The sequence below is a fragment of the Idiomarina sp. H2 genome (assembly GCF_004364275.1).
Classification (GTDB): domain Bacteria; phylum Pseudomonadota; class Gammaproteobacteria; order Enterobacterales; family Alteromonadaceae; genus Idiomarina; species Idiomarina loihiensis.
The window spans coordinates 171,070-191,425 of sequence record NZ_SNZY01000003.1; the positions used below are offsets into that span (position 1 = coordinate 171,070).

Sequence of the window (20,356 nt, forward strand, 5' to 3'; positions counted from 1 at the left end):
AAAGTGATGTTGGAAAGTAGAACAACAAGGAAAATTATAATGAATAAACTGATGCTAAAAGCTGGCGTTTTTGCCATGTCGGTGATTTCCGCGAGCGTTGCGGCTAAGGTATCACCGGAAGAAGCCGCAAGGCTTGGTCAGGATCTAACCCCAATTGGTGCTGAAAAAGCAGCAAATGCTGATGGCTCTATCCCGGCCTGGAACGGTGGGTACTCTGATCATTCGGTGGAAGTTGTTCGCGGTAATAACCCATTTGCCGATGATAAGCCGTTATTTACTATTACTCATGACAACTTAGATGAGCACAAAGAACACCTGAGCGAAGGCCAAATCGCCATGTTCGATAAATACTCAGACTATAAGATGATTGTCTATCCAACCCGCCGTTCGGCAACATACCCAGACGAGCTTTGGCCTAAAATTAAATCAAACGCTGAAAGTGCAGAAATGGTCGCCGGTGGTAATGGTGTCGAAAACTTTGATACAACCATTCCGTTCCCTATCCCTGAAAATGGCTTAGAGGCCGTATGGAATCACATTACCCGTTACCGTGGCGGTGCTGTAACTCGTAACGTTGCCCAGTTCCCGGTGCTATCTAACGGTGACTACGTAACTGTTGAACTAAAAGAAACTTTGGTATTCCCGGAGTATCTTGAAACAGGCCGTCAGGAAGCCGACGACAACGTTCTGTTCTATTTTATGCAGGAAGTTGAAGCGCCTTCTCGCTTAACCGGTACCGTTTTGCTGGTTCATGAAACCATTAACCAGGTAAAAGAAGGACGCCGTGCGTGGATTTACAACGCAGGTCAGCGTCGTGTTCGCCGAGCACCTAATGTCGCTTATGACGGTCCGGGCACAGCAGCAGATGGCTTACGTACGTCTGACAACCTGGATATGTACAACGGAGCACCAGATAAGTACAACTGGGAATTGAAAGGTAAGAAAGAAGTTTATATTCCTTACAATAACTTCAAGATCATGGATCCTGAGCTGAGTTATGATGACATCATTAAAGCAGGCCATATGAACCAGGATCTTATCCGTTATGAAAAACACCGTGTCTGGGTAGTCGAAGGCAACCTTAAAGACGGCGAACGTCATATCTACTCTAAGCGTACAATGTACCTTGATGAAGACACCTGGACAGCCTCACTGGTTGATCACTACGACGGACGTGGCGAACTATGGCGTGTTGGTGAAGCTGTGAACACTCAGTTCTATAACCAGGACGTTCCGTGGATGGCTGCGGAAGCGTTATATGACTTAGACTCCGGACGTTATATTTCTCTGGGTCTTGGTAATGAAGAGAGTACTTACATGGAATGGGATATTTCTCCAAACCGTGAAGACTTCAGTACTAACGCATTACGTCGTAAAGGCTTCAGATAAGCCAATACCGCTTAAATGAAAAAAGGAGACTCATTCCGAGTCTCCTTTTTTAATGTCCGTAACCTGATGAATTCTATGTAGCTTGACGTTATTACATAAGAAGGCACCAGCATCGCTGGTTGTTACGGGTCATCTCACCTGATGCAATAGCATCAGGCTACTTTTCCAGACGAGCCAGAAGACTCGAAGTATCCCAACGACTGCCGCCCATTTTCTGAACGTCGGCATAGAATTGGTCGACTAATGCTGTCGCCGGCATCGACAACCCCTGACGGTCAGCTTCAGCTAAAGCAATTTTTAAGTCTTTACGCATCCAGTCGACAGCAAAGCCATGCTCATAATGGTTATCCCACATGGTTTTATAGCGGTTTTCCATTTGCCAGGAACCCGCGGCGCCCTGACTAATAGCCGCAATAAGCTTATCCGGATCTAAGCCGACTTTACGCGCCAGTTGGAGGCCTTCCGATAACCCCTGCAAAACACCGGCAATACAAATCTGATTCACCATTTTAGCTAACTGTCCGCTTCCGGCAGGCCCCATTAACTGACGAGTTTTGGCATAGCATTGAAAGAGCTCGTCCGCGACTTCAAAGGTTTGCTGCTCACCACCGACCATAGCGGTTAAAACGCCCTTTTCCGCTCCGGCCTGGCCGCCTGAAACCGGCGCGTCTAAAAAGGCACCTTGTTTTTCCTTTACAGCCTGTTCGAGCTCTCGTGCCAGTTCAGCAGACGCCGTAGTGTGATCAATAACAACGGCACCGGGTTTTAAATTCGCCAGGATACCGTCGTCACCATAAAATACACTGCGTACATCGTCATCGTTACCAACACAAACCATAACAAATTCAGCTTCTTTAACCGCTTCAGCCGGGGTTGGCTGGCAGCGTCCGGAGTACTCCTTTGCCCATTTTTCGGCTTTAGCCTGAGTGCGGTTATAAACCGTTACCTTGTGGCCCGCCTTTTGTAAATGACCGGCCATTGGGTAACCCATAACGCCTAATCCAATAAATGCACATTGCTTCGACATAGTCATTCCTCCTGACAATTCGGTTTTTCTATAAGCCAGTGTTGGTAACGCCCCAGCTCACGATAAGGGGACATTTGGTTGTATTTCATTTCCAGTGCCAGTAGCTCATCGAATCGTTGCTGATGAGTCAAGTCGCGTAAGTAATCATGAAAACAGCGAACACCGGTCTTTTGTTGAACTTTTAACCCTTCTTGCTCTAACCAGTCGTCAACCTGTTCCGGTACCGCCGGGTTCTGCGGACTCAGCCGAACGGTTTTCTTCACCTTAAGACCACGTTCGATATAATCAAAATTGCCGTAAACGGCGTTGGCAAAGAGCTTCGCATGGTAGTTATAGAACATGAGAGACAGTTTGCCGCCGGGTTTTAATAGTGAAGCCAGTTGAGCAAGGGCGAGCTCGGTATCCGGCAGCCATTCCAGCACGGCATGACAAAGAATAATATCGTACTGAATTAACGGTTGCTGATTAGCAAGCTCGGTTAAACTTTCCGCAACATACTTGCACTTATGCCCCAGGCCTGCCGCTTTGTGACGTCGCTCAGCTTCTTCAACCATTTCGGTTGAAAGGTCAGAATGCACCACCGCAAAGTCTTTTTCCTGAAACCATTGATTTACCTGACCAAGCCCGGCCCCTACATCCAGCACTAAACATGGTTCAGTAGCTAATAGCGGCGCTAAATCGCGCTTGAGCACCTCAACCCTGAGACGCCCTTTAGTCGTATCATAAATGGACTTAGAGAACTTTTCGCTGATACCACTGAAGTCACCGCGTTCCTGCTTCTTTTTATTCATTAAAGGCTTCTTTCCCTCAGGCCGGACTGTCAATGTCAATAAATTGGACATCAAGCTCAAATTGCTTCGCTAAATGTTCGCCCAGCGCTTTTGCACCGTAACGCTCTGTGGCGTGATGCCCGGCCGCAAAAAAAGCGATTCCCTGCTCGCGGGCACTGTGGATAGTTGGTTCAGAAACTTCACCGGTAATAAAGGCGTCGGCTCCAAGCTGAGCCGCCCGGTCAATAAAACCCTGACCACCACCAGTGCACCAGGCAACTGTTTTAATTTCATTTAAACTGTCGACACGACAAACTAACTGACGTTCTAATCGCTGCTCCAGTTCACGGGCAAATTCGTCGCAGGAAACGGCTTTAGCTAAACGACCCGTTACCAGCGGGCAGGCCGGATCAGAATCATCCACCGGCCCGTCAAATTCCCAGCCCATTAACTTAGCCAACTGTGCGTTATTTCCCAGTTCCGGGTGAACATCCAGCGGTAAGTGATAAGCAAATAAATTGATATCATGCTTCAACAGCTGCTGTAAGCGCCGCTTTTTCATACCAACAACTTCCGCCGGCTCGCCTTTCCAGAAATAGCCATGATGAACGAGAATGGCATCGGCGTTCTCGTCAACTGCTCTGTCAACCAGGGCCTGGCATGCTGTTACCCCGCTAACCACTTTTTTGATCTCGGATTTACCCTCGACTTGCAGCCCATTAGGGCAATAGTCTTTAATTTTCTCACTATTTAATAGCTTATTAAGATAATTCTGTAATTCATCTCGAGTTATCGGCATATCTAAAAACCAAATTGCTGTTCTGAATGGTCTCAGTTTACCCGAAATTAGACAATAATCCGAAAAAACGGTATAAACGAATAGCGAAGCATTTTTATACAAAACTTTTACAACCAAACCTTGAATAAAGGAACATTTGAATGAGCAAACTGGATAAAGAAAAGGTACTCGCCGAATATACCGAAGCTTATCAAAAGGCTCACGGTAAAAAGCCCGAAATAGAAAGCAGTAACGGCTGGTATAGCGTTAATGGTGGTAAGAATGTACGTCTTACTCAGTTGGCTGATGAAGCGAAAGAGTTGGCTAGTGAGAAGTCATCATCGGCTAAAAAGCCGGAGCCCAAAAAAGCAGAGGCGAAAAAGCCTGCCGCTAAAAAAGCTGAAACCAAGAAACCAGCAGCTAAAAAGCCTGCTGCGAAGAAATCTTCAGCTAAGCAATCTGCGGCGAAAAAATCCAGCTCTGGCGGCTTAACCGCAAAAGAACTGTGGAAACAAAAGTTAGAAAGTAAAAACAGTGACTGTCGCCTGCCTCGTGGCAGTGCCTGACTTACAGTGATAAATAAAAAAAGCGACCTTGATGGTCGCTTTTTTCGTTATAAGACGTCTGGATTCTTGCCGGCAACGCGGTCAATCGGAACTTTAATTTTACGATAACGATGCACCAGAAAATCGCTACGTTTGAAAATGACTTTTTCGGAACCAAAGTCAGCCTGAGACACCAGGAAGCGATCGTTATCCAGAGTTTTTGCTATAATTCCTAACTTCCCCTGATGCGGTCCGCGCTTAATAAAAATCGTCTGCCCTTGTATGCGGGGGTTGTTATAAGAAAATGTCGGATAATTAATTGCCACTGCCGTTTCCCTAAACCTTTTTAGGCTATATCAATATCAGGATTATACTCCTATTATCGGTCGCCGACAGAGATTCTTGATATTTATTTCTTACCGATATAAAGCGTGATCTCGCCAACCGGCAAACCCCATTTAGACATATCGGTACGGTTGATCATATTGTTTTCGTCAATCAGATACAGCCAGTCATCCAGCGTCAATACTAATGGTTCTCCGTCTACCACAACTTCCAGTTGGTATTCCCAGTTAAGAACATTTCCTGCGGTAGTTCCTTTGGCGACACCTTCAACATCGTCTGCACGTCCTTCGTAGCTGTTAGGGCCTGTTTTTGTTATGTGCCAGACGCGTTGCTGCTCACGACCATCAGCATAAGTAAAATGCTCATCAAGGACACCCTCGTTGCCTTCCCAGGTACCTGTCATGGTGACTTCAAAACGTTGAATGACTTCACCGCTGTAGTCCTGAACCATGCCGTAAGCAACTAGTTCGCCATTGAAAAACTCTTCGAGTTTTAACTTAGGTTCGGCCGACTTATAAGTATCAATACCCGTTGAGCAGGCCGCCAGTAAGCTGAGCAAAACGCTAAATCCTAAAACCTTTAAAGCCTTCATATTATTTCTCCCCGATGAGTTCATTGCGCTCAGATTCAAAGCGGCTATTTTCCGACAGCCAAATCGCTAAAAACTGTTCGGTAAAGTCTTTATCGTCAATTTCACCCAGCAACGTATCGCCCTGATAAAACTCGGCGGTTCCGTCTTGCTTTTCAACCAGTAAAAGGCAGTCACCCTCTTTAATGTCAGGCCAGATGGAACCCAGTTTTTCTAACCATTGCTCGTGTTTATCACTATTTAACTCAAGCTTCTGCCATTCTTCTTCCGTCGTTTCGATAAGATCTTTCGCCTTAATATCACGTAGGTACTCCAGTAACAGAGCCTGTCGCTCGTTCTGTTTGTATGCACCTGACGGACTGTATAAAGTGGCATCGTAGACATCCCAGAAATAGACGCTGAGGCGAGTTTCACCAACTTTAGAAAAGTCATCGGGTACTGAATCGGTGCATTCAGCAGCATAGGAGTTAAGGCTGAAAAGCGCGACAATACCGCATAAAATGGATCTCATACTCTACACTCCTTGCTCTTTTTTAGGTGACATGGAAAAAACAAAATACGTCATCATGAGTCCCCATACGGCAGCGTAACAAGCAATAACAATGGGCATTGAATCAACGGTTGCAGCGTTAAGTTTTATTCCTGCAAAATAACTCAAAGGACCTGAAACCGCGCCAAGCAGAACAGCTATTACCGGTTTAGGTGCCAGCCAGTCCAGTGCAACCGGGGCCATAGACGAAAAGCCCAGCCACAGCATGACCAGCCACAAGGGAAAGTATCCTCCGGCAAAATCGATAACGCCCAGGCTAATCACAATAGCCTCCAGCAATAATCCAACGGCGAACAGACGTAAAATTAAGGTCCAGCTGACCCGGGCTACGGCAATGCTGTAAAAAAATTGCAAGGCTAATAAAACCCCGCTAAGCACAATGTAGTTCTCACGCCCGGATACGGCACTAAGCCACAGCGCATTAAATAAAACAAAGCTAACAATTTTATGCTGAATAGAAGTCATTAGTAGGCCTGCGATTTGCTGGCGGTAACCTGAACAACCGATACCCGTTGCTCCAGAAATCCGCCTTCACAATAGCTAAAATAGTAATTCCATAATCTGGAAAAGCGTTCATCGTAGCCAAGCTTTTCGAGCTCGCTTTGGTGGGCGTTAAACCGTTGTTCCCATTCTCTAAGAGTTTTTGCGTAACTCAGCCCAAAGTCGTGTACGTCACGTACCACCAGGTCGGTGTATCGTGTAAACAGTTGGGTCATTTGGCTCAAAGACGGAAGAAAACCACCGGGGAAAATATGTTTTTGAATAAAATCTACAGAGCGAGCGTAGGATTTCGCCCTCTGATCGGCAATAGTAATAGCCTGTAACGACATTCTTCCGTCTTCTTTCAACAGTTTGTTGCAGGTTTTGAAAAAGGTCGGTAAGTATTCTTTTCCTACCGCTTCTATCATTTCAACCGAAACCAGCTTGTCGTACTGCCCTTCTAAGTCCCGATAGTCACGCTTCAAAAGTTCAATTCTGTCGGACAAGCCTGCCGCTTCAACTTGCTGTTTAGCGTACTGGAACTGTTCGTCAGAAATTGTTGTCGTGGTTACCCGGCAACCATAATTTTTTGCCGCATAAATAGCCAGGCCACCCCACCCTGTACCTATTTCCAACAAGTGGTCTTGCGCCTTTAAATCAAGCGAGTCGCATAAGCGCTGCATTTTATGGCACTGAGCTTGCTCCAGCGAGTCTGAAGTGTTTTTAAATAAACCACTGGAATATTGCATGGCACTATCAAGAAAGCGGGTATAAAGCTCGTTACCCAGGTCATAGTGAGCCGAGATATTCTTTTTTGCCTGCCCCTTGTGGTTGCGGTTACTCCAGTGCTGGTATTTATTAAATGGAAAAGTTAGCCAGGCCAGTCGTGTTTCCAGTTTATCTAAGGCCGGTAAGTTACGGGCAAAAATACGAATAACCGAGGTTAAATCGGGAGTCTCCCAATGCTTATCAATATACAACTCGGCTGCACCAATACTGCCACCAGTCACCAGGCGACGGTAAAATGACGAATCCTTCACGTCAATTTCAGCGTTCAGGTCTTTATCAGAGTGACCAAAAGTTTCAATGAACGTGCCTTTTTCTTTTATCGTCAGCTGCCCATACTGCAAATGAGCGAGTAGCTTAAAAGCGATAGTACGGAAAAGCTTATCCAATACACCATACTGAATAGGCGCTACCATAGTTGTTTCACCACTGGACATACAAACTGCCTTCTAATTATTTTAGTTACCAGGGTTTCCGTAAAATGGAACCCGCTTGATAAAAAGCTTTAACGCCTGCCAATAAATGCCCCCAATAATTTTTAGAGCCATAACAGGTGTCGTTCTTAATACGCGGTAAACTTCACTACGGTTTAGCGGTTGTCTATTTAATTTTATGCCGGCAACAAAATCTTTCTCTTGCTGGTGGGCGCTTAGAGTGACTTTTAAACTCTCGGTGGGTGGCTCTATCTGCCAGTGGTAGGTCATATCCATAGGATTAAATGGAGAAACATGAAATTGCTTTACGGTTTCAGGGCTCTCTTCAGACAAATCGACCAAGTAATAATGACGTTGCAGCCAGGGCGTATTGCTCACTTCCGCTAACATATGAGTGTACTTGCCATTATCCTGACGAAGAAAATACATATTAATGGGACTGAAGAAAATTCCAAAGGTACGTAAGTTCCCGACAAATACAACCTGACCGGTTAACTCTTTCCCGGCAAGGGAAGACATTTTTTTCAGTGCTGCCTGCTGTAAGTTCCCCTCTTCATCTTTCAGATAGTCTTTTCGACGAAACCAAAGGGGAGCAAAATTGTTACAGGATAGCCAACGGCTTATAGAGCTGACTTGGTCAAGTTCAGATAAATCGATGCACCATTGTTGAAAACGGTAATTAAAGGCGTGACGTTTGGGTCGATGTCTTACGTGAAAAACATCCCCCCAATAAATGGCGCTCTTCATGAGTTATCAATCGCCACACTATTCAACCGGTTAACAACGTCGATAGCACTTCTTACACCGTCTTCATGAAAGCCGTTATACCAATAAGCACCAACAAAATGAGTGCTGTTTTTACCGCAAATCGCATTTCGTTCTGCCCTGGCTTTTAAAGACTGAACCGAATATTGCGGGTGCTCATAGGTAAAAGTTTTCATGATCTTGTCAGAATCAATTGCAGCGGTGTTATTCAATGTAACGCATACGGTTTCATCGCATTGCAGCCCTTGCAGAATGTTCATATTATAAGTTACTGAGCTTGGCTGTTTTTCTGCTGCATCATCGTCTCTTAACAGATAATTCCAACTTGCCCAGGCACGTCTGTTTCTGGGTAACAAGTTCTCGTCGGTATGCAGAACAACCTCATTCGGGCAATACTTTATCTCACCGAGAATGCGTTTTTCGTCAGGGCTGGCATCGTCAAGTAAAGCAAGTGCCTGGTCACTGTGACACGCAAAAACCACTTCATCAAAATAGCGTTCCTCACCATTACTAAAGACAAGAACAACCTGTTCCTGTTGGCGCTTAACCGCAACAATTTCACTATTTAGCTCAAGTCTTTCTTTAAACGGTTCGGTCAGCATAGGAATGTACGCGTGAGAACCACCAATCAGCGTGTGCCACTGAGGACGGTCGCTAACATTCAATAACCCATGGTTATCAAAAAAACGTAGGAAAAAGCCCAGAGGAAAATCCTTTGCATCGGCCAGACTGGCTGACCAGATAGCCGAAACCATTGGTAATAAGTAGTACTGTGAAACCGATTCCGGAATATCATGCCGAACAAGGAATTCTGCTAATGTGATGTTATCAGCCTCGCTGATACCCTCTTCTAATGCACTTTTCGCGGCGGAATTAAATTTCAGAATGCCTTGTAATAAACGGTAAAAAGACAAGCTAAACAAATTTTTCCGTTGCGCAAACAACGTATTAAGGTTGTGCCCGTTAAATTCCAGCCCCGACTCAGGGTCACGCACACTGAAGCTCATTTCAGTGTCACGCCAGGCCACTTTCAGCTCCGCAAGCAAGCGTTTAAAGCGTGGATAAGTCTTATCGTTAAAAACAATAAAGCCTGTGTCCACAGCATACATACTGCCATTAATTTTCACATCGCTGGTGCATGTGTGCCCGCCAATGTAGTCGTTTTTTTCAAATACACTGACTTGATGTTCACGACTTAAATAATACGCACTTGTAAGACCCGCAATACCACTTCCAATAACGGCTATCTTCATGAGGACTGCTTCCTTGCCATTTGTTCCGATAGTTTCACTTGTAGCCCTTCCGGCAAAATAGACATCAATTTCAAAAGACGACTAAATAGCCATGGAAATGCGATATCCCGTTTGTTCTTACTAATACCTTTCATTATTGCCTTTGACGCAAATTCAACGTCAACACGCATTGGCATCTCAAAGTCGTTAGCATCCGTCATTGGAGTTTTCACAAACCCAGGCGATACGGTTTGAACTTTGATGCCCTGAGGTTTTAAATCAACTTCCAGACCCCGGGCGATATAATGCATAGCGGCTTTTGAGCCACCATAAGCCTGAGCCCGGGTAAACGGGAGAAGTCTCGCCAGACTGTCAACAATAACCAGGCGAGCGGGATCACTGAACTGGGGAAGTAAGGCTTCCACACAATTCATTGTGCCAAATACATTCACTTTAAACACACGCTCAAACATGTCGGCATCGAAAGCCTTAACGTCAAGGTATTCACAGACGCCTGCGCAAAGTATCGCAATATCAATATCATTCACTTTTGCTAACGCATTTTTCGCCGACTCTTTGTCAGTGATATCAAAGGCACTGCAGGTTATTTTATCCGGGTATTGTTTCTGTACCTCTGACAGCGCGTCATTATTCCTTCCACACACAACAACGTCATTGCCGTCAGCGGCGTAATCCAGCGCCAGCTGACGACCAATACCTGATGAAGCTCCTGTAATTAAGACTTTCATTCGTCTGTTAGCCTCTTTTTAATTTTATCAATGACATAGCCGACCAGCGGTACGTGTTCATAAAGCATTGCACCAAGGTCGTAGTAATCTCTTTGTTCTCTGATTTTGCCGTCTTCAAAAGTTAAGTACGAAGCACCCGGCAAGATAATTTCCATGCCATTGGCAAGCTTCGGGTGTGCGTAGCGCATCTGCCATGCAAGAAAAGCCTGTTCTTCTCCGACGCATTCATCGTCAAAAGCAAAGTGACAATACTCGACGTTTTCCATTGTGTGTTTTAGATACTTGTGAAAATCATCCAGCCCGACAACATGCTGTATTGGATCAGTAAAGGAAATTTCTTCATGGTATAACTCATCCAGGTCATCGAGGTTTTCGGTTTTCAGCTCATCGTAGAATTCTTTGAGTTTTTCGACTAATTCACTGTTATCCATTTTTCACCTGCTTAAACGTTGTTAAGAATCGCTCACGAGCAAATTTGTGCTCGACCATGGGTTCGCAATAGTTATTACTGCTTTGTTGCTGAAGCCAACTATGAGGCCAGTGAATATACTTTGTTGGTACTTCCTTAAGCTCGTCTACCCATTTACGAATGTACTGTCCGTCAGGATCAAATTTCTCACTTTGCTTAACCGGATTGAAAACTCGAAAATACGGTACAGCATCCGTTCCGACTGAAGCGCTCCATTGCCAGCCCCCATTATTTGCCGGAAAGCTGCCATCAATTAAATGCTGCATAAAAAAGGCTTCGCCTTTTCGCCAGTCCACTAATAGATCTTTTACCAGAAAATTGGCCGTGATCATCCTTAAGCGGTTATGCATCCACCCGGTTGATGTCAATTGACGCATCCCGGCGTCAACAATCGGATAGCCTGTGCGTCCTTCGCACCAGCGCTGAAAAGCATCATTGTCCTCTAACCACTGAATGCTGTCGGTTTCAGTCTGGAAGCTCTCACCTTTTGATAAACGCGGCACAAAATACATGAGATGCTGATAGAACTCTCTCCAGGCCAGTTCGGTAAGCCAGGTATCGGCACCGCTATCAAGACCGAACGGGAACTCGGGAGAAAACTTGTGTAATGCCCTCGCGGCTGTCTGTGGCCCAATCACGCCAAGCGCCAAATAGGCGGAAAGTTGTGAGGTTCCGTTTTCAGCAGGCAAGTCCCGGGCTTGTTGATAATCATCAACGCTGTGGCCAACGAATTGACCCAGTTTCCCCAAAACTTGTTGCTCACCAGCACTCCAGTCAGACGAGTTTTTTCTCTCTAGCGGGCATTCAGGGAGGCCTTTTGCAGTAACTCTGGAAAAAGATTTAATTTGTAGCGGTTCGCTGTAGGCTTTTTCACTTAACACCTGTCGCCAGCGCCGGTTAAAAGGTGTGAACTTTTTGTAGTAGTCACCTTGTTGCGTTCTGACCTCTCCGGGCGCTACCAGTAAGTTACCATGATGCGAAACCAATTCGATATCATCATTACTTAATACTGCATTGGTCGCCGCGTCTCTGCGCTTTTCATCCAACGCGTATTCCGCGTTAATATGTACCCGCTCAATTCCATTATCCCGGCAGAAGGCCCGTAAAGCTCCCGGAACCTGACTGAATTTGGGTACTAACTGCACTTGCAGTTCAATGCCCCTCTCAGCTAAATCCTGCTGCAGGCATTCTAAATTTCGCCATATAAAGTCAATTTTTATCGGTGCCCAGTCATGGTTTTCCCAGGTTTCATAACACGCAAAAAATATTGCTAACGGAGGCTCATTACCCTGGCATGCAGAAAACACAGCCGGGTTATCCAAAACTCTTAAATCACTACGAAACCAAATTGCTTCTCGCATCGCTACAGCCCATAACGTAATTTTAAATCATCGGGGTAAGGCGTCAGATACCATTGCCCTTCTAAATACTCTTTTGGAAACTCGCGCAAATAATGGCGTATCAAAGTAAGAGGCGACATCAGCGGTAAAATACCGTCATGGTACTGGAGAATGATGTCGCTCAGTTCTTCGCGACGCTCATGAGCCAGATCCGATTTAAAATAGCCCTGAATGTGCTGGAGTACATTGGTATGATTCTTCCGTGACGCCGGTTTTGATAAGGCTTCCATCACATCAATAATATACTGCTCTGCAAAAGCAGTATCGATGGTTTCTTGTTGTCCAAGACGTTTGCCCAATTCGCGATAACGCTGCTGGTTATGGGCTAACAAAAGCAGTTTACAGCGCTGATGGAACTGCAAAAGCTGATGTTTGGAGAGCTTCTGCGTCATTTCTTTCCATTGACTGAACACATAAACCCGCATGACAAAGTTTTCACGTAAATGCGGATCATTGAGCCGGCCATCCTCTTCCAGAGGCAAAGCAGGGTTCTTTTCTTTCAGACGCGCCGCAAAAATGCCCATGCCCGCTTTTTGTGCATGCCCGGTTTCCGGATCATATAATTTGACTCGCTCCATACCGCAACTGGGCGATTTCGCACAAAGAATGTAGCCACTTAGTTGCTCAACTTTCACCTGAACCTTATCGGCAAAAGCAGCGAGTTGCGACGTAACATTTTCACCGGTTTTGGGCACGACCGCCTGCACGTCCTCATGTTGCTCAAGCCGGATTGTCGGTCTGGGTACCGGCATTCCAATGCCAACTTCCGGGCAAAAGCGCACCAGTTCAATGTGTCTATTTAGCTCATCAACACAAAATGCGGATTTCTTGTGCCCCCCGTCAAACCTGACTTCGTCACCCATTAAACAGGAACTAATACCCACTTTTAATTTTACCATTTTAACCCCTGCTGAATTCCACTGATAACAATGTACGGTATATCGCTAAAAATAGTTTGGCATTTACTCGACAAAAAAGATCCAACCATGCCCCCCTCAACGTAATGTTTCTTAATTGTTCAAACTACTAGCCAAATGAGGTTATATGCAGCAGTATCAGCAGTTACCGCTATTTCCGCTTACCTCGCATATAATGCCGGGCGGACGCATGAAACTTAAGGTGTTCGAGCCTCGTTACACCAGGCTGGTAAAAGAGTGTCTACAAAATGACAGCGAATTTGTTGTAGCTATGTTTAATAACGAGCATGCAACCACATCAAGCGATTACCTTCTTCCTTATGCCACCACAGTGAAAATCATTGACTTTGAACCAAGAGACGATGGCTTACTCGGTATTACCATTGAAGGAAAAAATCGGGTTCGTATTGACGAGCACTGGTCAGAAAACGATAAACTCAGATTCGGCAAAATAGAATATCTTGAAAATTGGCCAGAGCTTTCTCTGGATAGCGCCGCTGCTAAACTCAAAACCCGGCTACAGGAAGCTTTTGAGACTTACCCGGAACTGTCAGAGTTGTTGCCCGATCTCGGCTACGAAAAACTTGACTGGGTCTGTTCAAGGTGGCTTGAAATACTGCCTCTGGACGTCTATACAAAACAAGAGCTGATAAGATGCGAAAGTTGTCTAAAAGCAAAAGAATATCTGTTAGACTTAATTCGTTAATTGAGTAAACATTCTGCCATCTGGGTGATCCATTTTCTCAACACCCCGTAATAGTTAGAACATTGTGTGAAAAGAAGCAGGTCTAATTATGCAAATGGTGTCAGAAAGAACATCGAAACGGGGGCCTATGGCTACCACCCAGACAGACGCTGCCGAGAAAGCAGCGGAACTGCTGGCAAAGATTGCAGAAAATAGAAATCGCGCTGCCTTTAGTGAACTTTTCAGGTTATTCGCACCCAAGCTGCAGTCTTACGCTACAAGACAATTTGGTAACGAACAAACGGCTATGGATCTTGTTCAGGAAACCATGACGAACGTGTGGCACAAAGCTCACTTGTTCAAGCCTGACCGTGGCTCTCCTTCTACCTGGATATTTACTATAGCGCGTAATATCCGCTTCGATTTGCTTCGTAAGAACAAAAAGCGTAAAGATGACATTAGTGCCGATGAACTCTGGCCGATTCTTTCAGAGCAGAACGATAGCCTCGATGATGGTTACGCATTGGATCACGATGTTCTGATGCAGGAAATTTCTTTTTATTACGCTCAATTGCCCGATGCACAACGGGTTGTTATTGAGAAGATTTATATTGAGGGAAAGTCTCAGCAGGAAGTCTCTGACGCTCTGGGAGTACCTTTAGGGACAATTAAGTCCCGAACTCGTCTAGCATTAAAAAAACTGAAAGAGTTGATAGTCGATGATGATTAAATCACACCCTGGCGAAGGCCTTTTATATCAGTACGCCTCTGGCGACCTTAGTGCGGCAATGACCTTAGTTGTCGGCACACACATCGATATGTGTAAAACATGTCGTCAAACCGTCTGTGAGATTGAACAGAAGTTGTGTGAAGAAAATCTGGATACTCTGGTCAGCGTTGCCAGCACAACAATGAGTAAGTCTCAGTGCGACCAAATGCTGGAAGCCATTTTTGCATCGTCGGCATGTAACAAGCCAACACACCAGCCAAATGAAATGTTGTCTCTGGAAGGTCGTCGCTTTACGCTACCCCGAACCCTGGCACATAACAGTCACCGCATAGGTGAGTGGTCAAAACTGGTCGGTAAACTCTGGCGCGCACCATTAACTCTGGACAATGGAAATCAGACAAATCTGATTTATATGGCACCAGGAGCCAGGCTTCCGGAACATACGCACAAAGGAAAGGAAGCAACGCTGGTTATTGACGGTGTTTTTAATGACGAACAGAGCGAGTACCGGGATGGTGACTTTATTTTGTTAGACCCGAGTCGGACTCATACTCCGGAAACTCAGGATGAAGACTGTTTAACTCTGGCTACATTAGATGCACCGTTACACTTCACTTCAGGCATCAGCCGGTTACTGAATCCCTTTAGCCAGCTCTTCTTTCGTTAATTTCCGGCGACTAAGTACAGACTCAAATAAAAAAGAACCCGAGGTTAATCCTCGGGTTCTGCGTTTTCAACTCGACTTTTAAACTTCTGGCCAGGTTTGAAGGTGACAACCCGACGCGCTGAAATAGGAATTTCCTCGCCCGTTTTCGGGTTACGCCCAGGGCGCTGATTTTTAGTTCGCAGTTCAAAATTGCCAAAACCTGACAACTTCACCTGCTCGCCTCTTTCCAAAGCAACTCTGATTTCTTCAAAAAAATCTTCAACTAACACTTTGGCATCTTGTTTACTAACACCGTATTTGTCGAACAGCACTTCTGCCAGTTCTGCTTTGGTCAGCGCCATAGTTTAATCCCTCAATGTTGCATTAAACTCACTCTTTAATGTCTCAATAAATTTAGTCATAAGCTCAGTGACTTCCGCTTCTTCCAAAGTTTTGTCGCTGTCTTGCAAAGTAACGGATAGAGCCAAGCTTTGTTTACCTTCTGCCACGCCATCACCGATGTAAACGTCAAACAAGTTTAGGTCAACTAACTGTTTTACGCCAACATTTTCCATCGCAGCTATCAGCTCACCTGCCGCAAGGTCCTTATCAACCACAACAGCAAGGTCGCGACGAATAGAAGGATAACGAGACACCGGCTTGGCTTGCGGTAAAGGTCGCTCAGTCACGGCTGATAACGCCAGCTCAAACACAAAGGTGCGCTGGTTAAGGCCTAAAGCCTTATCAAACTTAGGATGCAAAGCGCCGATATCACCGATTTTTTCAGAGCCTCGGTAAATTGCCGCTGATTGCCCAGGGTGCAGTGCTGGGTTTTGTGATGCAACAAAACGAAACGCCGCAGCATTGCCTGTTTGAGCTAACAAAGCTTCAACATCACCTTTTACGTCATAAAAATCAACCGCACGGTCACCTTCTGACCAGTGTTCTGAATGCGCTTTACCAGAACGTATACCGCTGATAACCGCTTCCTGACGAACACCGTTTTCAGCTGACTCGTCTGGAATAAAGCATAAACCCGTTTCTACGAAAGCCAGCACAGACTGCTGACGCTTCTGGTTATGAGCAACCGCGCCGACTAATCCCGGCCATAGGCTCACACGCATAGAAGACATATCAACCGAAATTGGGTGTGGCAAGGTCAGCGCTGCGGTTTCATCAAACATCAGTGCCTGATGCTTTGGATCAACAAAGCTGTAGGTTATCGCTTCCTGATAACCACGGCTGACCATAGCATCCACCAGTTGATGGGTACTAAGCTGGCTTTCTTTACGCTCAGTCATGCGCAGTTGCGCTGCCGGCGGTGCAGCATGAATTGAGTTGTAACCGTAAACCCGGGCAACTTCTTCAATTAAATCTTCTTCAATGCTCAAGTCAAAACGGTATGACGGAATGCCCACCTGCCACTGTTCACCGTCAAATGACACATCGAAGCCTAAACGCTCAAGAATTTCAGTGACATTGTCATTAGCAATGCTGACACCCAGTACTTTAGCCAATCGGCTGGCTCTTAGGGTAATGCCGTCACGCTTAGGCAAAAATGCTTCTGCAACCGCTTCGGTTACCGGCCCTGCTTCACCGCCGCAAATTGCCAAAAGTAATTCTGTAGCTCTTTCCATTGCCGTACGCTGCAGCTGAGGGTCTACGCCGCGCTCATAACGATGAGACGCATCGGTATGTAACCCGTAACGACGCGCTTTGCCTAAGATGGCATCTGGTGCAAAGAAAGCGCTTTCCAGAAAAATATTTTTACTGTTTTCGGTTACACCACTGTTTTTACCACCGTAGACACCCGCCATGGCTAATGCTTTTTTCTCGTCAGCAATAACCAATGTATCTTCGTCCAGCTCAACCTCTTGATCATCAAGCAAAGTAAGCTTTTCTTTAGGCTTGGCTAAGCGAACATCGATGTCCCCTTCAAGTGAATCGAGGTCAAATGCATGCATGGGGTGACCCAGTTCAAGCAACACGTAGTTAGTGATGTCAACTACCGGGTCAATGCTACGAATACCGCTGCGTCTTAATTTTTCTGTCATCCATACCGGCGTTGGGCGAGTTAAATCGACACCTTTGATAACGCGGCCTAAATAACGCGGACACTGCTCAGTAGCAGACAAAGTAATGCTTAGCGTATCTTCAATACTGGCCGCTACTTTGTTGCTCTCTGGTACTTTAACATCCAGACGGTTCAACACACCCACTTCGCGTGCAATACCACGAATACTCAGACAGTCACCACGATTCGGAGTTAAGTCGATATCGATGCTGTTGTCGTCAAGTTGCAGGTATTTACGGTAATCTTCTCCAACCGGAGCATCAGTCGGAAGCTCAATAATACCATCATGCTCATCAATAAGGCCCAGCTCTTTAAACGAGCACAGCATACCGTTTGACGGCTGACCGCGAAGCTTCGCTTTCTTAATTTTAAAATCGCCGGGCAATACCGCCCCAACTTTAGCAACCGCGACCTTAATGCCTAAGCGGCAATTGGACGCTCCGCAAACAATATCCACCGGCTCGTCTTCACCAACGTTAACTTTGGTCACTTGCAGTTTATCTGCGTCCGGGTGAGGACCACATTCAATCACTTCACCAACCACGACAGTATGGAATTCATCGGCAACCGGCTCAACAGCATCTACTTCAAGACCTGCCATGCTGAGCTGTTCACTCAATTCATGACTGCTGATGTCGGGGTTAACCCATTCCCTTAACCATTGTTCACTGAATTTCATTGCTTACTGCCCGTTAGTTAAATTGTTTGAGGAAACGCAAATCGTTCTCGAAGAACGCACGTAAGTCATTCACGCCGTAGCGCAACATGGTAAGACGTTCAACGCCCATACCAAACGCAAAGCCGGTGTACTTTTCCGAATCAATGCCTACCGCCTTCAACACGTTTGGGTGCACCATGCCGCAACCTAAAACTTCTAGCCATTTACCATCTTTACCCATCACATCAACTTCTGCCGAAGGTTCGGTAAACGGGAAGTACGAAGGTCTGAAACGCACTGTCAGTGACTCTTCAAAAAAGTGATTGAGGAAGTCTTCTAAAATTCCTTTTAATTGGGTAAAGCTGACGTCGGTATCAACCATTAACCCTTCGACCTGATGAAACATCGGTGTGTGGGTCTGGTCGTAGTCATTCCGGTAAACCCTGCCCGGAGAAATGATCCGCAGTGGCGGTTTTTCATTTTCCATAGTACGAATTTGTACACCAGAAGTTTGCGTACGCAGCATTGTTGAGGGGGTAAAATAAAACGTATCGTGGTCGGCTCGTGCCGGATGATTCGCAGGAATATTCAGCGCATCGAAGTTATGAAAACCGTCTTCGACTTCCGGGCCTTCTTTCACGCTAAAGCCTAAATCACCAAAAAACTGCTCAATACGGCGAATGGTCTGAGTTACCGGATGCACTCCGCCTACCGCTGAGTGCCGTCCGGGTAAAGTAACGTCTATGCGCTCCGCTTCCAGCTTTTGCGCTAATTCAGCCGCTTTCAATAGCTCTTTACGAGCATTGATACTAGTCTGAACTTGTTGCTTGGCTTCATTAATTTTTTGTCCGGCTTCCCGGCGCTCAGACGGGTCTAACTTACCTAAGCCTTTTAAAAGCTCAGTGAGCTGCCCTTTCTTGCCCATATACTCGACGCGGACTTCGTCTAACGCAGTCGGTGAATCTGCGGCCGCAATGGCCGATTCAGCCTGCTCAACAATTTGCTCTAGCTGCATCGTATCCCTCAACAACACAAGATAAATAATAAAGGCGCTATGATAGCGAATTTTCAATGAAAAAGGGAGCCAATTGGCTCCCTTCTAAATCTGTTTATTCGAACCCATAAAGGTTTTGAATAATTACAGTGCGCCTTTTGCTTTCTCAACCAAAGCGGCAAAACCGTTTTGATCATGAACAGCGATATCGGCTAAGATTTTACGATCGATTTCAATAGATGCTTTTTTCAGACCATTGATAAAGCGGCTGTAAGACAGACCGTTTTGACGAGCCGCAGCATTGATACGAACAATCCACAATTGACGGAATTGACGTTTTTTGTTGCGACGGTCACGGTATGCATATTGACCTGCTTTAGTTACTGCCTGGACCGCTACGCGATAAACGCGACTACGGGCACCATAATAACCTTTCGCCTGCTTCAGGACTTTTTTGTGACGCGCTCTCGCGATTACACCACGTTTTACTCGTGCCATTTGCCATCTCTCCTTATGCGTACGGTAACATGCGAACGACTAATTTAACGTCGGCCTCATGGACCATGCTCTTAGCGCGAAGCTGACGCTTACGCTTAGGGCTCTTCTTAGTCAGAATGTGACGCAAGTGAGATTGCTTGCACTTAAAACCACCAGAAGCAGTCTTTTTAAAGCGCTTGGAAGCGCCCTTGTTCGATTTCATTTTTGGCATGAAATTAAACTCCGCATTGTTGATAAAAGTGTGAAAGGGTGAGCCTGACAATCAGACTACTTGTAAACCACGATCACTTCTTGTTGGGTGCCAAGACCATAATCATCTGGCGCCCTTCGGCACGTCTTGGGAACGACTCAACAATTGAGATTTCTTCTAAATCGTTTTTAACGCGATTCAGCAATTCAATGCCCAACTCTTGGTGTGCCATTTCCCGGCCACGGAAACGGATAGTGACTTTAGTTTTGTCACCTCCCTCGAGGAAACGACGCAGGTTGCGCAGTTTTACCTGGTAGTCGCCCTCATCAGTACCAGGTCGGAACTTAACTTCCTTGACCTGAATCTGTTTCTGTTTTTTCTTCTGCTCTTTCTGTTCTTTACTCTTTTCAAAGAGGAACTTGCCGTAATCCATCAAGCGGCAGACTGGTGGTTCTGCGTTAGGGCTCATCTCCACCAAATCAACACCAGCTTCCGCTGCTGCATCAAGAGCCTCGTTAATACTGACGACACCAGCTTGTTCACCATCGGTTCCGATTAAGCGAACTTCATCAACGCCTGTAATTTGTTCGTTGATACGGTTTTTATCTGCAGCTTTCTGAGTTCTTTTTCCGCCTTTAATGGTTTATTCCTCCAAA

Annotated in this window: 25 protein-coding genes; 5 read left to right on the top strand and 20 right to left on the bottom strand. The window is 45.8% G+C overall.

Annotation, left to right across the window (positions count from 1 at the left end; genetic code table 11):
- Nucleotides 1–39: 39 nt before the first annotated feature.
- Entirely contained in the window at nucleotides 40–1,389 is a 1,350-nt protein-coding gene (locus tag DET62_RS04875; RefSeq protein WP_110013184.1) for a DUF1329 domain-containing protein, read from the top strand.
- Nucleotides 1,390–1,546: 157 nt separating this feature from the next.
- Here DET62_RS04875 and DET62_RS04880 read toward each other — a convergent pair whose 3' ends face one another.
- Genes DET62_RS04880 through DET62_RS04890 form a run of 3 tightly spaced genes read right to left on the bottom strand, consistent with a single transcriptional unit; the run spans nucleotide 1,547 to nucleotide 3,985 of the window.
- A complete protein-coding gene (locus DET62_RS04880) occupies nucleotides 1,547–2,416 on the bottom strand; it encodes an NAD(P)-dependent oxidoreductase (RefSeq protein WP_243734853.1) in 870 nt (289 codons plus the stop codon).
- Between the two features lie 2 nt (nucleotides 2,417–2,418).
- The gene (locus DET62_RS04885) at nucleotides 2,419–3,207 is read right to left on the bottom strand and encodes a methyltransferase (protein WP_110013186.1); all 789 of its coding nucleotides are present in this window, start codon (nucleotides 3,205–3,207) and stop codon (nucleotides 2,419–2,421) included.
- A 16-nt stretch (nucleotides 3,208–3,223) separates the two neighbouring features.
- Nucleotides 3,224–3,985: a Nif3-like dinuclear metal center hexameric protein gene (locus DET62_RS04890; protein ID WP_279513156.1), complete on the bottom strand. Its 762-nt coding sequence runs from the start codon at nucleotides 3,983–3,985 to the stop codon at nucleotides 3,224–3,226.
- A 140-nt stretch (nucleotides 3,986–4,125) separates the two neighbouring features.
- Here DET62_RS04890 and DET62_RS04895 point away from each other — a divergent pair, with 140 nt between their 5' ends.
- Nucleotides 4,126–4,530 (top strand): hypothetical protein, encoded by a 405-nt coding sequence (locus DET62_RS04895; RefSeq protein ID WP_110013187.1) that lies wholly within the window; start codon nucleotides 4,126–4,128, stop codon nucleotides 4,528–4,530.
- A 47-nt stretch (nucleotides 4,531–4,577) separates the two neighbouring features.
- On the opposite strand, the gene DET62_RS04900 is transcribed toward DET62_RS04895, so the two are convergent.
- From DET62_RS04900 to DET62_RS04950, 11 genes are all read right to left on the bottom strand, one after another.
- Nucleotides 4,578–4,835: a DUF3912 family protein gene (locus DET62_RS04900; protein WP_110013188.1), complete on the bottom strand. Its 258-nt coding sequence runs from the start codon at nucleotides 4,833–4,835 to the stop codon at nucleotides 4,578–4,580.
- A gap of 83 nt (nucleotides 4,836–4,918) precedes the next feature.
- Nucleotides 4,919–5,446, bottom strand: coding sequence for a DUF3833 domain-containing protein (locus tag DET62_RS04905; protein WP_110013189.1), 528 nt, complete (start codon nucleotides 5,444–5,446; stop codon nucleotides 4,919–4,921).
- A gap of 1 nt (nucleotide 5,447) precedes the next feature.
- The gene (locus tag DET62_RS04910) at nucleotides 5,448–5,954 is read right to left on the bottom strand and encodes a chalcone isomerase family protein (RefSeq protein WP_110013190.1); all 507 of its coding nucleotides are present in this window, start codon (nucleotides 5,952–5,954) and stop codon (nucleotides 5,448–5,450) included.
- 3 nt (nucleotides 5,955–5,957) lie between these two features.
- On the bottom strand, nucleotides 5,958–6,458 hold the full coding sequence (locus DET62_RS04915) for a DUF2878 domain-containing protein (protein ID WP_110013191.1): 501 nt from the start codon (nucleotides 6,456–6,458) through the stop codon (nucleotides 5,958–5,960).
- Nucleotides 6,458–7,696, bottom strand: coding sequence for a cyclopropane-fatty-acyl-phospholipid synthase family protein (locus DET62_RS04920; protein WP_110013192.1), 1,239 nt, complete (start codon nucleotides 7,694–7,696; stop codon nucleotides 6,458–6,460). Before DET62_RS04920 ends, DET62_RS04915 begins: the two co-directional genes overlap by 1 nt.
- Nucleotides 7,697–7,717: 21 nt before the next feature.
- A complete protein-coding gene (locus DET62_RS04925; protein WP_110013193.1) occupies nucleotides 7,718–8,440 on the bottom strand; it encodes a DUF1365 domain-containing protein in 723 nt (240 codons plus the stop codon).
- Nucleotides 8,437–9,711, bottom strand: coding sequence for an FAD-dependent oxidoreductase (locus DET62_RS04930; protein WP_110013194.1), 1,275 nt, complete (start codon nucleotides 9,709–9,711; stop codon nucleotides 8,437–8,439). Before DET62_RS04930 ends, DET62_RS04925 begins: the two co-directional genes overlap by 4 nt.
- Entirely contained in the window at nucleotides 9,708–10,439 is a 732-nt protein-coding gene (locus DET62_RS04935) for an SDR family NAD(P)-dependent oxidoreductase (protein WP_110013195.1), read from the bottom strand. The genes DET62_RS04930 and DET62_RS04935 overlap by 4 nt, the downstream gene beginning before the upstream one ends.
- Nucleotides 10,436–10,870: a nuclear transport factor 2 family protein gene (locus tag DET62_RS04940; RefSeq protein ID WP_110013196.1), complete on the bottom strand. Its 435-nt coding sequence runs from the start codon at nucleotides 10,868–10,870 to the stop codon at nucleotides 10,436–10,438. The genes DET62_RS04935 and DET62_RS04940 overlap by 4 nt, the downstream gene beginning before the upstream one ends.
- Nucleotides 10,863–12,269, bottom strand: a complete 1,407-nt coding sequence (gene phrB / locus DET62_RS04945) for a deoxyribodipyrimidine photo-lyase (RefSeq protein ID WP_110013197.1) — start codon at nucleotides 12,267–12,269, stop codon at nucleotides 10,863–10,865. Before phrB ends, DET62_RS04940 begins: the two co-directional genes overlap by 8 nt.
- A 2-nt stretch (nucleotides 12,270–12,271) precedes the next feature.
- On the bottom strand, nucleotides 12,272–13,207 hold the full coding sequence (locus tag DET62_RS04950; protein WP_110013198.1) for a DUF523 and DUF1722 domain-containing protein: 936 nt from the start codon (nucleotides 13,205–13,207) through the stop codon (nucleotides 12,272–12,274).
- A 145-nt stretch (nucleotides 13,208–13,352) separates the two neighbouring features.
- On the opposite strand from DET62_RS04950, the gene DET62_RS04955 reads away from it, so the two are divergent.
- The 3 genes from DET62_RS04955 (at nucleotide 13,353) to DET62_RS04965 (ending at nucleotide 15,307) form a co-directional block, all read left to right on the top strand.
- Nucleotides 13,353–13,931 carry an LON peptidase substrate-binding domain-containing protein gene (locus tag DET62_RS04955; RefSeq protein ID WP_110013199.1) on the top strand — a complete coding sequence of 193 codons (579 nt, stop codon included), beginning with the start codon at nucleotides 13,353–13,355 and terminating at the stop codon, nucleotides 13,929–13,931.
- A gap of 88 nt (nucleotides 13,932–14,019) precedes the next feature.
- The gene (locus tag DET62_RS04960; protein ID WP_110013200.1) at nucleotides 14,020–14,640 is read left to right on the top strand and encodes a sigma-70 family RNA polymerase sigma factor; all 621 of its coding nucleotides are present in this window, start codon (nucleotides 14,020–14,022) and stop codon (nucleotides 14,638–14,640) included.
- Nucleotides 14,630–15,307: a ChrR family anti-sigma-E factor gene (locus DET62_RS04965; protein ID WP_110013201.1), complete on the top strand. Its 678-nt coding sequence runs from the start codon at nucleotides 14,630–14,632 to the stop codon at nucleotides 15,305–15,307. Before DET62_RS04960 ends, DET62_RS04965 begins: the two co-directional genes overlap by 11 nt.
- A 44-nt stretch (nucleotides 15,308–15,351) precedes the next feature.
- On the opposite strand, the gene DET62_RS04970 is transcribed toward DET62_RS04965, so the two are convergent.
- The 6 genes from DET62_RS04970 to infC all read right to left on the bottom strand — a co-directional run bounded on the left by DET62_RS04970 (nucleotide 15,352) and on the right by infC (nucleotide 20,340).
- Entirely contained in the window at nucleotides 15,352–15,648 is a 297-nt protein-coding gene (locus DET62_RS04970) for an integration host factor subunit alpha (protein ID WP_011234639.1), read from the bottom strand.
- Between the two features lie 3 nt (nucleotides 15,649–15,651).
- A complete protein-coding gene (gene pheT / locus DET62_RS04975; RefSeq protein ID WP_110013202.1) occupies nucleotides 15,652–18,039 on the bottom strand; it encodes a phenylalanine--tRNA ligase subunit beta in 2,388 nt (795 codons plus the stop codon).
- Between the two features lie 13 nt (nucleotides 18,040–18,052).
- Nucleotides 18,053–19,033, bottom strand: coding sequence for a phenylalanine--tRNA ligase subunit alpha (pheS, locus tag DET62_RS04980; protein WP_011234641.1), 981 nt, complete (start codon nucleotides 19,031–19,033; stop codon nucleotides 18,053–18,055).
- Between the two features lie 123 nt (nucleotides 19,034–19,156).
- A complete protein-coding gene (rplT, locus tag DET62_RS04985) occupies nucleotides 19,157–19,510 on the bottom strand; it encodes a 50S ribosomal protein L20 (RefSeq protein WP_011234642.1) in 354 nt (117 codons plus the stop codon).
- Nucleotides 19,511–19,523: 13 nt separating this feature from the next.
- Nucleotides 19,524–19,721 carry a 50S ribosomal protein L35 gene (rpmI, locus tag DET62_RS04990; RefSeq protein WP_011234643.1) on the bottom strand — a complete coding sequence of 66 codons (198 nt, stop codon included), beginning with the start codon at nucleotides 19,719–19,721 and terminating at the stop codon, nucleotides 19,524–19,526.
- A 73-nt stretch (nucleotides 19,722–19,794) separates the two neighbouring features.
- Nucleotides 19,795–20,340, bottom strand: coding sequence for a translation initiation factor IF-3 (gene infC / locus DET62_RS04995; RefSeq protein WP_011234644.1), 546 nt, complete (start codon nucleotides 20,338–20,340; stop codon nucleotides 19,795–19,797).
- Between the last annotated feature and the right edge of the window lie 16 nt (nucleotides 20,341–20,356).

Coding starts and splice junctions, on each gene's coding strand:
- pheT (WP_110013202.1), bottom strand. CDS start 18,039: ATGAAATTCAGTGAACAATGGTTAAGGGAATGGGTTAACCCCGACATC.
- rplT (WP_011234642.1), bottom strand. CDS start 19,510: ATGGCACGAGTAAAACGTGGTGTAATCGCGAGAGCGCGTCACAAAAAA.
- DET62_RS04925 (WP_110013193.1), bottom strand. CDS start 8,440: ATGAAGAGCGCCATTTATTGGGGGGATGTTTTTCACGTAAGACATCGA.
- DET62_RS04915 (WP_110013191.1), bottom strand. CDS start 6,458: ATGACTTCTATTCAGCATAAAATTGTTAGCTTTGTTTTATTTAATGCG.
- DET62_RS04940 (WP_110013196.1), bottom strand. CDS start 10,870: ATGGATAACAGTGAATTAGTCGAAAAACTCAAAGAATTCTACGATGAG.
- DET62_RS04930 (WP_110013194.1), bottom strand. CDS start 9,711: ATGAAGATAGCCGTTATTGGAAGTGGTATTGCGGGTCTTACAAGTGCG.
- phrB (WP_110013197.1), bottom strand. CDS start 12,269: ATGCGAGAAGCAATTTGGTTTCGTAGTGATTTAAGAGTTTTGGATAAC.
- DET62_RS04965 (WP_110013201.1), top strand. CDS start 14,630: ATGATGATTAAATCACACCCTGGCGAAGGCCTTTTATATCAGTACGCC.
- DET62_RS04955 (WP_110013199.1), top strand. CDS start 13,353: ATGCAGCAGTATCAGCAGTTACCGCTATTTCCGCTTACCTCGCATATA.
- pheS (WP_011234641.1), bottom strand. CDS start 19,033: ATGCAGCTAGAGCAAATTGTTGAGCAGGCTGAATCGGCCATTGCGGCC.
- DET62_RS04970 (WP_011234639.1), bottom strand. CDS start 15,648: ATGGCGCTGACCAAAGCAGAACTGGCAGAAGTGCTGTTCGACAAATAC.
- DET62_RS04885 (WP_110013186.1), bottom strand. CDS start 3,207: ATGAATAAAAAGAAGCAGGAACGCGGTGACTTCAGTGGTATCAGCGAA.
- DET62_RS04910 (WP_110013190.1), bottom strand. CDS start 5,954: ATGAGATCCATTTTATGCGGTATTGTCGCGCTTTTCAGCCTTAACTCC.
- DET62_RS04890 (WP_279513156.1), bottom strand. CDS start 3,985: ATGCCGATAACTCGAGATGAATTACAGAATTATCTTAATAAGCTATTA.
- DET62_RS04950 (WP_110013198.1), bottom strand. CDS start 13,207: ATGGTAAAATTAAAAGTGGGTATTAGTTCCTGTTTAATGGGTGACGAA.
- DET62_RS04960 (WP_110013200.1), top strand. CDS start 14,020: ATGCAAATGGTGTCAGAAAGAACATCGAAACGGGGGCCTATGGCTACC.
- DET62_RS04920 (WP_110013192.1), bottom strand. CDS start 7,696: ATGTCCAGTGGTGAAACAACTATGGTAGCGCCTATTCAGTATGGTGTA.
- DET62_RS04895 (WP_110013187.1), top strand. CDS start 4,126: ATGAGCAAACTGGATAAAGAAAAGGTACTCGCCGAATATACCGAAGCT.
- DET62_RS04875 (WP_110013184.1), top strand. CDS start 40: ATGAATAAACTGATGCTAAAAGCTGGCGTTTTTGCCATGTCGGTGATT.
- DET62_RS04935 (WP_110013195.1), bottom strand. CDS start 10,439: ATGAAAGTCTTAATTACAGGAGCTTCATCAGGTATTGGTCGTCAGCTG.
- rpmI (WP_011234643.1), bottom strand. CDS start 19,721: ATGCCAAAAATGAAATCGAACAAGGGCGCTTCCAAGCGCTTTAAAAAG.
- DET62_RS04880 (WP_243734853.1), bottom strand. CDS start 2,416: ATGTCGAAGCAATGTGCATTTATTGGATTAGGCGTTATGGGTTACCCA.
- DET62_RS04905 (WP_110013189.1), bottom strand. CDS start 5,446: ATGAAGGCTTTAAAGGTTTTAGGATTTAGCGTTTTGCTCAGCTTACTG.